14 protein-coding genes are annotated in these 12,666 nt (G+C 31.9%); all 14 read left to right on the top strand.

Going from position 1 to position 12,666, the window contains the following annotated elements; translation table 11 throughout:
- Nucleotides 1-144 precede the first annotated feature (144 nt).
- The 14 genes from ACFSR1_RS19175 (at nucleotide 145) to ACFSR1_RS19110 (ending at nucleotide 12,379) form a co-directional block, all read left to right on the top strand.
- Nucleotides 145-834 carry a hypothetical protein gene (locus ACFSR1_RS19175; protein WP_378294667.1) on the top strand — a complete coding sequence of 230 codons (690 nt, stop codon included), beginning with the start codon at nucleotides 145-147 and terminating at the stop codon, nucleotides 832-834.
- Between the two features lie 198 nt (nucleotides 835-1,032).
- Nucleotides 1,033-1,449: a hypothetical protein gene (locus ACFSR1_RS19170; RefSeq protein WP_378294666.1), complete on the top strand. Its 417-nt coding sequence runs from the start codon at nucleotides 1,033-1,035 to the stop codon at nucleotides 1,447-1,449.
- A 604-nt stretch (nucleotides 1,450-2,053) separates the two neighbouring features.
- On the top strand, nucleotides 2,054-2,422 hold the full coding sequence (locus tag ACFSR1_RS19165; RefSeq protein WP_378294665.1) for a hypothetical protein: 369 nt from the start codon (nucleotides 2,054-2,056) through the stop codon (nucleotides 2,420-2,422).
- 40 nt (nucleotides 2,423-2,462) lie between these two features.
- Entirely contained in the window at nucleotides 2,463-2,918 is a 456-nt protein-coding gene (locus ACFSR1_RS19160) for a hypothetical protein (protein ID WP_378294664.1), read from the top strand.
- A gap of 191 nt (nucleotides 2,919-3,109) precedes the next feature.
- Complete coding sequence (locus ACFSR1_RS19155; RefSeq protein ID WP_378294663.1) at nucleotides 3,110-3,604, top strand: hypothetical protein; 495 nt, start codon at nucleotides 3,110-3,112, stop codon at nucleotides 3,602-3,604.
- A gap of 192 nt (nucleotides 3,605-3,796) precedes the next feature.
- On the top strand, nucleotides 3,797-4,432 hold the full coding sequence (locus ACFSR1_RS19150; protein ID WP_378294662.1) for a hypothetical protein: 636 nt from the start codon (nucleotides 3,797-3,799) through the stop codon (nucleotides 4,430-4,432).
- A gap of 746 nt (nucleotides 4,433-5,178) precedes the next feature.
- Nucleotides 5,179-5,652: a hypothetical protein gene (locus tag ACFSR1_RS19145; protein WP_378294661.1), complete on the top strand. Its 474-nt coding sequence runs from the start codon at nucleotides 5,179-5,181 to the stop codon at nucleotides 5,650-5,652.
- A 731-nt stretch (nucleotides 5,653-6,383) separates the two neighbouring features.
- Nucleotides 6,384-6,992, top strand: coding sequence for a hypothetical protein (locus ACFSR1_RS19140; protein WP_378294660.1), 609 nt, complete (start codon nucleotides 6,384-6,386; stop codon nucleotides 6,990-6,992).
- Nucleotides 6,993-7,180: 188 nt separating this feature from the next.
- Nucleotides 7,181-7,759: a hypothetical protein gene (locus ACFSR1_RS19135; RefSeq protein WP_378294659.1), complete on the top strand. Its 579-nt coding sequence runs from the start codon at nucleotides 7,181-7,183 to the stop codon at nucleotides 7,757-7,759.
- 198 nt (nucleotides 7,760-7,957) lie between these two features.
- A complete protein-coding gene (locus ACFSR1_RS19130) occupies nucleotides 7,958-8,428 on the top strand; it encodes a hypothetical protein (RefSeq protein ID WP_378294658.1) in 471 nt (156 codons plus the stop codon).
- A 185-nt stretch (nucleotides 8,429-8,613) separates the two neighbouring features.
- Nucleotides 8,614-9,102, top strand: a complete 489-nt coding sequence (locus ACFSR1_RS19125) for a phosphoribosylaminoimidazolesuccinocarboxamide synthase (RefSeq protein ID WP_378294657.1) — start codon at nucleotides 8,614-8,616, stop codon at nucleotides 9,100-9,102.
- 1,123 nt (nucleotides 9,103-10,225) lie between these two features.
- The gene (locus ACFSR1_RS19120; RefSeq protein ID WP_378294656.1) at nucleotides 10,226-10,732 is read left to right on the top strand and encodes a hypothetical protein; all 507 of its coding nucleotides are present in this window, start codon (nucleotides 10,226-10,228) and stop codon (nucleotides 10,730-10,732) included.
- 203 nt (nucleotides 10,733-10,935) lie between these two features.
- Entirely contained in the window at nucleotides 10,936-11,775 is an 840-nt protein-coding gene (locus tag ACFSR1_RS19115; RefSeq protein WP_378294655.1) for a hypothetical protein, read from the top strand.
- 211 nt (nucleotides 11,776-11,986) lie between these two features.
- On the top strand, nucleotides 11,987-12,379 hold the full coding sequence (locus ACFSR1_RS19110; RefSeq protein WP_378294654.1) for a hypothetical protein: 393 nt from the start codon (nucleotides 11,987-11,989) through the stop codon (nucleotides 12,377-12,379).
- Nucleotides 12,380-12,666: the final 287 nt, after the last annotated feature.

Raw genomic sequence — 12,666 nt, 5'->3', positions numbered from 1 at the left:
TTTTAAGAGCATAGAAAAATATGTTTTTTTCGACAAAGAATCATTTGAAAAAAAATGTGGTAAATAAAATGAACTACCGCTAACAAGATGTAAAAATGCATTAAAACGCATTTTACATGCAACGTTAGCAAACATAAAAACTCAATGAAATACATAAAACTATTCTCCATTCTGATTTTAATAGTTAGTTGTTCTAATAAAAAACGAATTACTGAATTTGAGAATATTTTGGGAAAAGAAAATAGTGAAACTTTAAATTACTTAGTATCTGACTTTGAAAATGATTTTTTAAAAAGGAACTATCCGAATTTAGACATTGAAAAAGCTTATCGAAAGTTTCTATCTGAACTTGAAAACAATGATACTGGGAATTGGAAAAAATTATCAAAAAAAAGCAGAAAGGTATTTGACAATAGTAATTTAAAATTACAAGTATATGGGATTCCCGATTCTGTTTGGATTGAAAGAAATCCCGATACCTTAAATCTTAATAATTCCGTTCCAAGAATTAAGACTCGACTCAAATTCTTAAAACAAGATGGAACATATTGGATTGGAAGGTCTGAATCTTCATTTAACGACCTAAAATCTCAGAGTGATGATTCAATTATAAAGATACATAAAAAGTATATGAGGATCAATTATCATGGAAAATATAGAGCTGCTCTTAAATCTGTGGCTAACAACAATAAATTTATTGCGAAATATTTAGATATGACAGAAGCGGCAGGAATTTTACATCCTCCTATGCTTGCTTATGAAATGCTAAATGATAAAGTAGATTTTTCAAATTATTTTATCAAAAGGTTAATTGTAACGGAGATTATGTATTAAGTACATTTGCTAACACTATATATGTGATCATAGCAGCTAAGTGATGAATCCATTGGTTCTTGTATATTTGGTAAGGCGCAATGCTTGCAGAAAGTAAAAGTTAGCAACCAATGCGCAGAAAAATCGAAAAGCAAGGTAACTTTTTGCCCTGCTACGACACATATATTAAACGTTGTGGGTAATTGAAAAAACTTAAAATTGATAAAAAAAATAACATTAATCGGATTTGTTTTTCTTTTGGTTAGTTGCTTCCCTGTAGAAACCAAGAATGCTGAGAAAGCTTATAAATATTGGTCTCGTAGTGAGATCCCAAATGAAATTGAATTAATTAAAGGTGAATATTACCAATCACCACATTTTTCACTCGAATATGAGCTATTTCTCAAATTTAAATCTGACAAAAAATGGTTTGACAAATTTGTTAAATATAACGGACTTGAAATTGACACAACCAGCAATGATTGGAAAAATTGGACTGAACTGCCTGAATGGTTTGAACCTGACCAAAATTTTCTAATTTATGCAAAAGATCAAACAAACGAATTTGAACGCTCAAGATATTTACGAAATCCAGAAACTGGAATAAGCTATATCTATGAAACTGTTGGAATGTAAAAAAAACTCCCCACAACAATATATATGTGATCATAGCAGCTAAGTGATGAATCGAATGGTTATTGTATTTTTGGTAATGCGCAATGCTTGCAGAAAGTAAAAGTTAGCAATCAATGCGAAGAAAAACCGAAAAATAGGGTAACATTTTGCCCTGCTACGACACATATATTAAACGTTATGCACAAGCATTTGGAATCTGAAAAGCAGAATGAATAATCGGACGGGATAATGATCAAAGACCGGAGTGTTTTTGTAAAGGTAAGTTCTGATACAAAAGTTCCCTCCTATCAGCATCGGACGGAATAAAGGTCATCGCTATTTTGTGATGGTAATCGTTAAATCCAAAGTCGCAAAGCGATCGCGGGAATTTGAAAAATATAACGCAAATAGTTACGCAAGCAATCATCGCTTTGCTTTGGGAACTTTGCAAAGTAACGGCTGAATAAAAAAGCCAGTGCATAACAAGATGTATAATTCATAGCGGCGGAAATTCCTAACGGAATTTCACGCAGGTTTACTAACTTTGGGCAGTTGCGGAATGTTAGTTGTTGATTGTCCGCTACAAACCATACATTAAACGTTGTACACAATACCGAAAATCGTTTTGAAAAATAAATCGAATAATAAAAATCGAATTGAAGAGGACTTTATTGAGAGTTGGAATTTAATTGAAGATTTCTATCAAGAATATCCTGATGATAGTCGTCCATTCACAAATGATGCTCTTAGATTGATAAAAGAAATGAGAAACTGTAATCTTGATAAAGAATTAAGAGCTGGTCAATCCCTATGGTTTTTCCTTTTATCAAGAAACAGATGGCACGGTTTGGACGAAGAACCACATATTCGAGTTACTTTTCTAGGTAATAATAAGATGAATATCAAGTCAAATTTTGATGGAGAAGAAATAATGCTGAATGAATATGAAGATGATGATCTTGATGCATTTTTTGCATCTATTGATAATGATTAATGCTAATTAGAATTTTTAAAAACACTGTGTACAATACCATATGAATACACTACCGAGAGGCATAACAGGATTTTGGAAAATAGGACAAAGTGGAATCCCAAAAACTGACAAATCTCTTATTAAAAAATTGGTTGATATCTTTAAAAGTGATTCGGATTTTTGGAAAGTTAGACTTGTGGAGCAACAAGCTGATAATAATTTCTATCTAATTCTTATTTCTGACAAAAATGGGAACCATCAGATCGGAATTAATACCACTTACCCTATTTATTGTGGAATAAAAAGCCTTGCGGATTGGGAAACTGTAGAATTTTGTAATTTACCAGAATATATTACGAAAATAATCCCAATTGAATTCACAGAGTTACGAACTGAATTTTTAAACGAACCTCTTAAGTCGAAACATATTACTGCTCTTAACAAAGTGGAATTAGAGCAAATTAAATATTGGAAAACTGAAAAAATTGGAAACGTGATTTTCAACAAATATGACTAAAAAAAATACTGTGTACAACACGATATATGATGTCATAGCAGCAAAGTGATCAATCGAATGGTTCTTGTATATTTATGAAGGCGCAATGCTTGCGAAATGGAAAAGTTAGCAATCAATGCGCTGTTTTTGTCGAAATCAGGGTAACATTTTGCCCTGCTACGACACATATATTAAACGTTGTAAACAATTATATGAAAATAAATATCATCATCTTATTTCTGACCTTACCGATTTTGAATTTCGGACAAAACTTCGCTTTAAAAGAACCCAATGTAATGGAGTTAAAAGCGGAATTGAAAAAAAATAATAACGCGGACGATGTTGTTTATGTTTATCTACAACGGAATTATAAGCAATCCTCTGACAAAGCGAATGTTAAAAATTATGAATATACTGACTACAGTATATGCGCATTTGAACAGGATTTTGAAAACGAAATTACCTATTCTGTCGAGAAATGCAGAGAAGCCGGAGGAATTTCAACTACACTAATATTGCCTAAATCTAAAAAATCAAGTGTAATAAAGTGGATTGAACAAATATTCAAGAGTTCACCAATGGATATTGAACACGGTTGGAACAAGGAAAAAACTAAATATGGACCTACAGACAATGGAGTTGGCTGTTATTACGAAATAAAAGAAACGGAAAACAATACGAAAATTGATATGTATTGTGGATGTTAAAAACTGTTTACAACACGATATATGTGATCATAGCAGCTAAGTGATGAATCGAAAGGTTCTTGTATATTTGGTAAGACGCAATGCTTGCAAAAAGTAAAAGTTAGCAACCAATGCGCAGAAAAATCGAAAAGCAAGGTAACATTTTGCCCTGCTGCGACACATATATTAAACGTTGTACAACATTGAACTAATATGAAATTAGTAGTTATTATTGTATTAATTTTAATCTGTTTTGGTTGTAATCATACATCTGAAAATAAATCAGATGAACCAAAATCAAATAGACTTGAATTAATTCCAGAACCTGATAAAAAGGAGAGAGAAAAATATTTAAGAAGAAAAACATTAATCAACTTTCTTGAAAATCCAATTGACCTACAACAATACAAGAGTGTTAAAAATAAGACTGTTACAACTGGAGTTATTAACGGAATGAACTATTATTTTCATCCTCAAATTAATGATTCTATTTTTTACCAATACAATTATTTAAATGGATGGCGTCCTTATCCTATAGCTCAAATAATAGTATTCAAAAACGGTAAAAACAAACACACCTATAAAGATGAAACCGAAACTCTAATCGAATTAAAAGTCTTTAGAAAGGATAATGATTTACAACAAGCAAACCTTATTGGATTAACAAAAACAGAATTGGAACTAAAATTTGGAACTGATTACTTAAATCATAACAATGAAATTGCTTACTCAAATGAAAATAAAGTTCTAATCCTTACACTTGACAGTTCTAAAGTAAGATCGTATCGTTACATAAAATTAGATACTAATATCATTAATACGGATTTAATTGGACGAATAATGGAATAAAACGTTGTACAACACCATATATGTGATCATAGCAGCAAAGTAATCAATCGATTGGTTTGTATATATTTATGATGGCGCAATGCTTGCAGAATGGAAAAGTTAGCAACCAATGCGCAGACCTGCCTGCCATCCGCCAGGTAGGCAGGAAAATCGAAAAGCAAGGTAACATTTTGCTCTGCTACGACACATATATTAAACGTTAAGTTTAATTTCAAAAAGTCACGTGGAAAAACACTTCTAATTGGATTGGTAAAAATTGTATGAAAGGAAGCTTTTATGCAGTACGTGACAATGATAATTGGCGCACTCAAAGTCTTAGCGATTGCATCGTGCAAATCAGAATTTGCAAACATTGTAACGTCTAAAAGACTTTGGTGAAGTTATTGAAAAAAAATTAGAAAGTCAAGTGTTTGTTTTTCAATATCGGAGCAGTACTGTATAAAATCTGAAAGAGATTATGCAATTTTAACCACGCTGTCCCATTATTACCGACTCCCCATATTAAGTATATAAGGAATAGGTAACACTGGCAATTAGAAGTGTTTTGGATTGCTGTATTTTGGGTAATTTTTAAAACACCGTTTGTTTGTCCCACTGGATGGAAGAGAAAATTCCTTAGCTTTGGACAACTAAACTAAACATAACATTATGTATGTTCCATTTGGTAAATAGTTTGTCTCCGCTATCGCTACGCAAACGATTATCACCAAACAAAAACATACATCTATTGTTATGCATTATCAAATATGAATTCGAAATTTAATCTTATAATCTTCGTTTTCTCCATTTTATTTTCTTGTGGAGAATTAAATAATGAAAGATCAACTATACTTTTAAATTCTGAATATAATAAACGGTTAAAATCTGAATACGGTTACTTTGTTTGGAATCCAAAAAAAAGTGATCTAGAAATCGTAAATAAAGTCTTGAAAAAAGCTATTGCTGATAAAAAATTTGATTTTATAAAGAAACCTATTCTTGAAAACATAAATAACAATTTATTTAAACAATATATACCATACATTGATAAGAATGATAACCGAATAATACTCTTAAACGTATCTTGTGACGTTTTAGCAATACCTACTTTAGAAGATCAAAAAATGGAACATTGGAAAAATGAGTTTTATGAAGTATATGACGGAGGCTCATGCTATTGGAAAATCACTATTAATGTTGATACTGAAAAATACTCAAATTTATTAGTAAATGGAGTTTAAAAACAATGCATAACACTATATATGTGATCATAGCTGTTTAGAGATTAATCCGATGGTTGTTGTATTTTTGGTAAGGCGCAATGCTTTCAGAAAGTAAAAGTTAGCAACCAATGCGCAGAAAAATCGAAAGCAAGGTAACATTTTGCCCTGCTACGACACATATATTAAACGTTAGGGCACATACTCAGAATCTGAAAAGCAAAACGCAATCTGAACCTGTCTGCGGACGAACCTCGATCGTATGAACTGAGAATTTTTGCAGTGGTTTGTATCCGATCCAAAGTAAAAAAGCGATAAAAAAACCACTCAAAAGAAGTATTTCGGAGTAGTAACGTGCCGAAAAATCGCTTTTTTGGCTCATTTCGATAATTTTGACGGAAAAAGGATTTGTGATTTTTTGGTTTGGTAAGTGATAAATCCAAAGGCAGCAAAGTGATCGCTGGAGATTAAGAAAAATAATACGGAGCAATTCCTGCCAGAGGCAGGCAGGCGCAATCTGATATCACTTTACTGCGGCTTGTTTACTAAGTTCAGGCTTGGAAAAGTGGTACGTGCCATAACACTATATATGTGTTCATAGCAGTTAAGTCATGATTCGAAAAGTCTGTGTATTTTTGCAATAGCGCAATGCTTGCAAAACGAAAAAAGTAGCAATCAATGCGCAGTTTTTGTCGAAAATAGGGTAGTATTTTGCTCTGCTACGACACATATATTAAACGTTGTACAACATTATGAAACAAATTTTCACCTATAGTTTACTAATTTTTCTATGCTCCTGTAAAACTGACCAAAAAAACTCAAAAGCAGTAGAGTCCCTCCAAAACGAATTAGAGAAAATGGAGGAAAAAGGAAAGGAAATGCAAGAAAAACTAGAACAAAACGATAGTATTATTTCTGAGATACAAATGGTTATTGAAAATTCGACGGATAGTACTGCGGAGAAAAAAGTAAATACCCAACCAAATTGTGAAATAACTACTCTTATAAAGATTGATTCTCTGATTAAGCAAAATATTGAGTTAAATGACCAAAATTTTGCTGTTTTCTTTGCGAATATGAATCCTAAATGTTCAAACAACATTGAGTATAGAGAATTCAACAATGAATTGATTTTTAAAACTCTCAAATCAAACCCCAAGAAATTTGTAGCTTTTTTAAGTAGAGTTTCGAAGAAAAAGGAAATATTGGAATTTGTACTTACTCAACTTCGAAATCCAATCAATGACGGAATAGAACTTAATAAAATCTCTAAAAAATTGGACAAAACGGAAACGGAAGATCTAAATACTCAAAAATTGATTTTAGAATCCTTAAAGAAAGCGATAGAAAAGTATAATTAAACGTTGTACAACAACATATATGTGATCATAGCAGTTAAGTCATAAATCGAAAGGTTGTTGTATATTTGGTAAGGCGCAATGCTTGCAGAATGAAAAAGTTAGCAACCAATGCGCAGAAAAATCGAAAAACAAGGTAACGTTTCGCCCTGCTACGACACATATATTAAACGTTAGCACCAATAAAAAATATGACAGTAGGATACATAATTTCATTTTTCATTTTATTAGGAGGTCTGATATATTTCTTATATCCAAGATACGAGGCATATTTCGTAAAAAGGCCAAAATTAGTTATCGAGATAAGCTCAAATGAAGGATTTACCAAATTATCAAAATTCATTAGATATCATCCAGATACGGACAGAACAAAGCCCGTTAACAGACCTGAGGTGATTAAAATTTATCGTCTTGAGTGGAGATTTGATTTAACAATAAGAAACAACTCAGAAATTAATGCTTTTACGGTTAAAATGCTTCAACATAGAAATTTGATGAATTTATCATTTAATAAAGAAATCAATCCTCAAAAATCATTAAAATCGCATCAAGAAGAAATAATTCCATTCCAATTTATTAAAACAATAGAATCTACAGATGCAGAATTTGAATCGCATTACACTAATATACCTTCGGATTTTAAGGATTTAATGTTATTACTGGAATATGAAAATCAATATGGAAAGAAATTCTATAGTAGATATTTCTTTAATACTGATTCTACGAAGTTTATTAAAGTTAAGAAAACTGAATTAAAATACTGGCGCTAACATTATATATGAAATCAGAGCAAAATTTAGTTCCGGGTCGAAAGGTCATTTCCTTTTGCAGTGGCGCTAGATTTTTATAAATTAAACAAGAAATAAAAATGCTGGGATAGATCGATTGGTTCAGGCTTGCTTGCATTGCTCCGATTCATATATTTGGCGTTAGCATATATTAAATAATCATACCCATCGAAATTATTAATGAAAATATTAGATTCTATATTTGGAAAAAAAAGGAAAATAACTGATGAATTCTTTGGAGAAATAGTTAGTCAAAGAATTAAAAAGGAGAACCCAAATAAAGAATATACCTGGTATTTAGATTACTTGATGTCAAATGGGAAAGAAGAAACTCAAATAATCTTAGAAGGAAATTTCAAAACCCCAAATATTAACCAATTAGAAGAGTTAAAAAATATAATAACAAATTTACCTGACCTTTATACTAAAATGGACTCAGAAGTCAAAAAAATAAACTTGAATAAACCTTCTGACAAAAAGTTAATAGTAAATAAATGGCATGATGAATATTATTTATCAGCTGTTTTTCCTTTAGAAGGTCAAAGACCACAATTTGAAATTTGTTTTGACCCAATTGATGATGATAATGAAAATCTAGAATATATTAGTCTTGAATATCTAAACGGGGAAATTAAAAATATGAAGTTTTAATAAACATATGCTAACACCATATATGTGATCATAGCAGTTAAGTGATGATTCGAAAAGTCTGTGTATTTTTACAGTGGCGCAATGCTTGCAAAAAGTAAAAATTAGCAACCAATGTGCAGAAATATCGAAAAACAGGGTAACATTTTGCCCTGCTACGACACATATATTAAACGTTAGACTACATTATGGATACTGAATTGAAATTTAAAACTAAAACCGGATTTTGTCATATTCTAACCGACAAAATTGTTCTTACTCGTGATGGAATTGTTGGAAATGTGTCGGAATCGGTATCTGGAAATAATATCTATAAACATTTAATTGGATACGGAATTGTTTCGGCTATAGTTTTCTATAATGGATATCGAGATTTTAAAAATGAAAACTGGATATTCTTTTCTATATATATTGGAATTGGAGTTTTCTTATCTTACTCGATTGTGAAAAGTTTGAAATTATCAGCAACTCCAATTATTGAAAGGAATAAAATTAAAAATGTAGAATTTAAATCTGCAAAAAAAGGTCTAACAAGAAGTTATTTTAAGGTTGATTTTGAGCAAAATAACGGAAAAATTAAAAGTCGACTAATTATGCTTCCCGGATCTTTAAATGACGGAACTAAAGAAACTGAAAAAGCACTCGGAATTATGAAAAATGAAGGCTTTATAAAATAAACATAGTCTAACAACATATATGTGATCATAGCAGCAAAGTGACAAATCGAATGGTTGTTATATTTTTGGTAAGGCACAATGCTTGCAAAAAGTAAAAGTTAGCAACCAATGCGCAGAAAAATCGAAAAGCGAGGTAACAATTTGCCCTGCCACGACACATATATTAAACGTTAGGGCACATACTTGTTATCTGAAAAGCAAAACGCAATCTGAACCTGTCTGCGGACGAGCCTCGAACGTTTGAACTGAGAGTTTTTGCAGTGGTTTGTATTTGATCGAAAGTAAAAAAGCGATGAAAAAATCACTCAAAAGAAGTGTTTCGGAGCAAAACGTGCTGAAAAATCGCTTTTTTTTGGTTTATCACGATAATTTTGACAGAAAAAGGGTTTGTGATTTTTTAGTTTGGTAAGTGATATATCCAAAGGCAGCAAAGTGATCGCTGGAGATTATGAAAAATAATACGGAGCAATTCGCAATCTGATATCACTTTACTGCGGCTTGTTTACTAAGTTCTGGCTTGGAAAAGTGGTACGTGCCATAACACTATATATGTGATCATAGCAGTTAGGGAACAAATCGAAAAGTCTGTGTATTTTTGCAGTGGCGCAATGCTTGCAGAATGAAAAAATTAGCAACCAATGCGCAGAAATATCGAAAATCAGGGTAACATTTTGCCCTGCTACGACACATATATTAAACGTTATGCACAAGCATGTGGAATCTGAAAAGCAGAATGAATAATCGGACGGGATAATGGTCAAAGACCGGAGTGTTTTTATAAAGGTAATTTCTAACACAAAGATTCTCCCCTATCAGCATCGGACGGAATAAAGGTCATCGCTATTTTGTGTTGGTAATCGCTAAACCCAAAGTCGTAAAGCGATCGCGGGAATTGAAAAAATATTACGCAAATAGTTTCGTAAGCAATCATCGCTTTGCTTAGGTAAGTTTGCAAAGTAACGGCTGAATAAAAAAGGCCAGTGCATAACAAGATGTATGATTCATAGCGGCGGAAATTCCTAACGGAATTTCACGTTGGTTTATTAACTTTGGGCTGTGACGGAACATTTACTGTGTGCTTGTCCGCTACAAACCATACATTAAACGTTACCCAATATTATAAATGACTGAATTCACTCCACCAATATCTGAACGTAAAACTGAGGAATTAATTGAAATTGTATACTCGGGAAAAGAGCATTGGAATGAAGAAGCTATTCGGCAATCAAAACAGGAACTTGAAAAAAGAAATGTTTCTAAAAAAGAGCAAGAAAAAGTAATTTCTAAGTGGGAAAAAGAAGCAGATGATTATATTGTTGAACTGGAAAATACTTTAGAACAAAATAAATCGGAAGGATACTCTATTCTAAGAATGTTATACATTTTTGCGGTTGCTCCATTTATTCTTGTTGGTAAGTGGACTGTCGGTAAAGATCTTATCGAATTGCGGAATGAAAACTTTAAACTAAAATTCAAACAACGACTTATTTTACTTTTGACTGGAACTTTATTTTGGATAGGAATTTTTGTTTACGGATTTAATGCATCTGAAAAAGAAAGGTTAAAGCTTTCTCCCGAAGAAGAAATTGAAATATCTGACTGGAAAAAGAAACACGGATATGAAAAATAAACATTGGGTAACAACACCTATGCGATAATGCGGGGTTTGTGTTTGTTCGAAAGGTTATTGTCTATTTGGTTTGTCGCCAAAGTATTAAATTTAGTATTTTAGAAAATATAAAAACAAAACATAAACTTTGGCTAAGTGCTAGTTTGAAAACCAGTGATTTTTTGCTACCGCACTACGCATAGCTAAACGTTGCCACACATTTAATGAAACACAGTAATTACATCATAATTTTGACAATATTAAGCGGACTTTTTGGCTGTCAGAACCCAAAAGAGGATTTTGTATTCGATGAGTTCAAAACCCAAATTGAAAGAGAGGGAATGAAAATTGACTCGGTTGACAAAACAGAATTGATTTACATTTCAAAAGGAGAAATAACGTTGCAGGTTAGTTTGGACAACGTGAGACGAAATTATGAGCGAGATAAAGACACAACTCATATTTCTGATTTAGTAAAAACATTAGTCGATTATTCTATCGATATTCCCGAAAATTGGAATGACGCAAAAGAAAATATTTTTATTTCTCTCTATCCAAATGATTTTGATTTCAAAGATTTCATAAATGCAAAAGTTACAGACAAAACCAATAAGGTTTATCTGCATAGTGAGAATGACAGATTTACTTGGATTTCTGGAGCTGCCCTTGAGAAATGGAATATAAGCGAATCTGATTTGGAAAATCAAGCTCTAAAAAATGCTGACCGAATATTGGAAGAATCACAAATAAAATTTGACACAATAGAAAATAGAAAACTTGGAATGATAGAATCGGAATATACCAATTTAAAAAGTGCACTTTTATTAGCACCTTCGATGAAAGAAAAGGTTAAAGCTGATTTTGGTTATCCGTTTTATGCTGTTATTCCTGTCCGAGATTTTTGCTATATATTTTCGGAAGAAGATTTTAAGTTTTTCTCTAAAAGAATTGGACCTGTAGTAGTCGACGAATTCAAAAAATCTGGATATCCAATAACAACAGAAATACTAAAATTCTCTGATGACGGAATTAAACAATTTGGATTCTATAAAGTAATTGAATAAAAAACGTGTGGCAACAACGTGTATAGCTCATTGCTTCTGAATTTCCTACTCGGAAATTCTTGCGCAATTTGCTATCTTGTTTCCTTAATCGGAAAATCATACTGATTTTCCGCAACAAGCCATACACGAACACGTTATAACTAATTGACATTTAACTCATAAAGCAATTATCCAAATAGCCTTTGGAGAGTAAAAAAAATCAAATCAAAGTTTGAATACAAAAAAAAATATAAGACCGATATTAATAATTCTATTGATAATCTCATCCTTTGTTGGATTAGTCCTACTTGGAGCAGGTTCTCACGGAATATCAATTAAAAATAAAGAAACAGCTTTGATAATTTATGGAGCGCTAGTATTTATTCTGACAGCAATCATAAACGGAATTTCAATGCGCGAAAAATATTCCAAAATTATCGGAATTTTATCTTTTATTCTAAATTTAATCAGTGGACTGATTTTGACCTGCTATTTGTTTTTTTCCATTCAATTCAACATCAACGGAGGTCATATCCCAATATTTTTCATAGCTGTAATTGGAATTGAAATCTTAATGATTGGCAGAATAATTACTATGGATCTAAAGGAAATGAAAGTGAAATAGTTATAACATCATATATAAAATCAGAGCAAAGTTTGGTGCCAATCGAAGGTTGTTTCCTTTTGCAATGGCGCTAGATTTTTATAAATTGAACAAGAAATAAAAATGCGCTGATAAATCGATTGGCTCAGGTATGTTTGCCTTGCTCCGATTCATATATTTAGCGTTGTATGCAATAGTTCATTTCGAGTGGACAATTTTTTCGGAGGAGTACGCGAGGATTATGGAAGTTTTCTTCTGATAAGCAGGTCGGACAAAGCCTTTGGTAAAAGGATATGCTCAAGTACTTT

The organism is Aquimarina rubra, from assembly GCF_042684305.1.
Classification (GTDB): domain Bacteria; phylum Bacteroidota; class Bacteroidia; order Flavobacteriales; family Flavobacteriaceae; genus Aquimarina; species Aquimarina rubra.
Note: the sequence above shows the minus strand (reverse complement) of the source record. Positions and strands in the feature narration are given on the sequence as shown.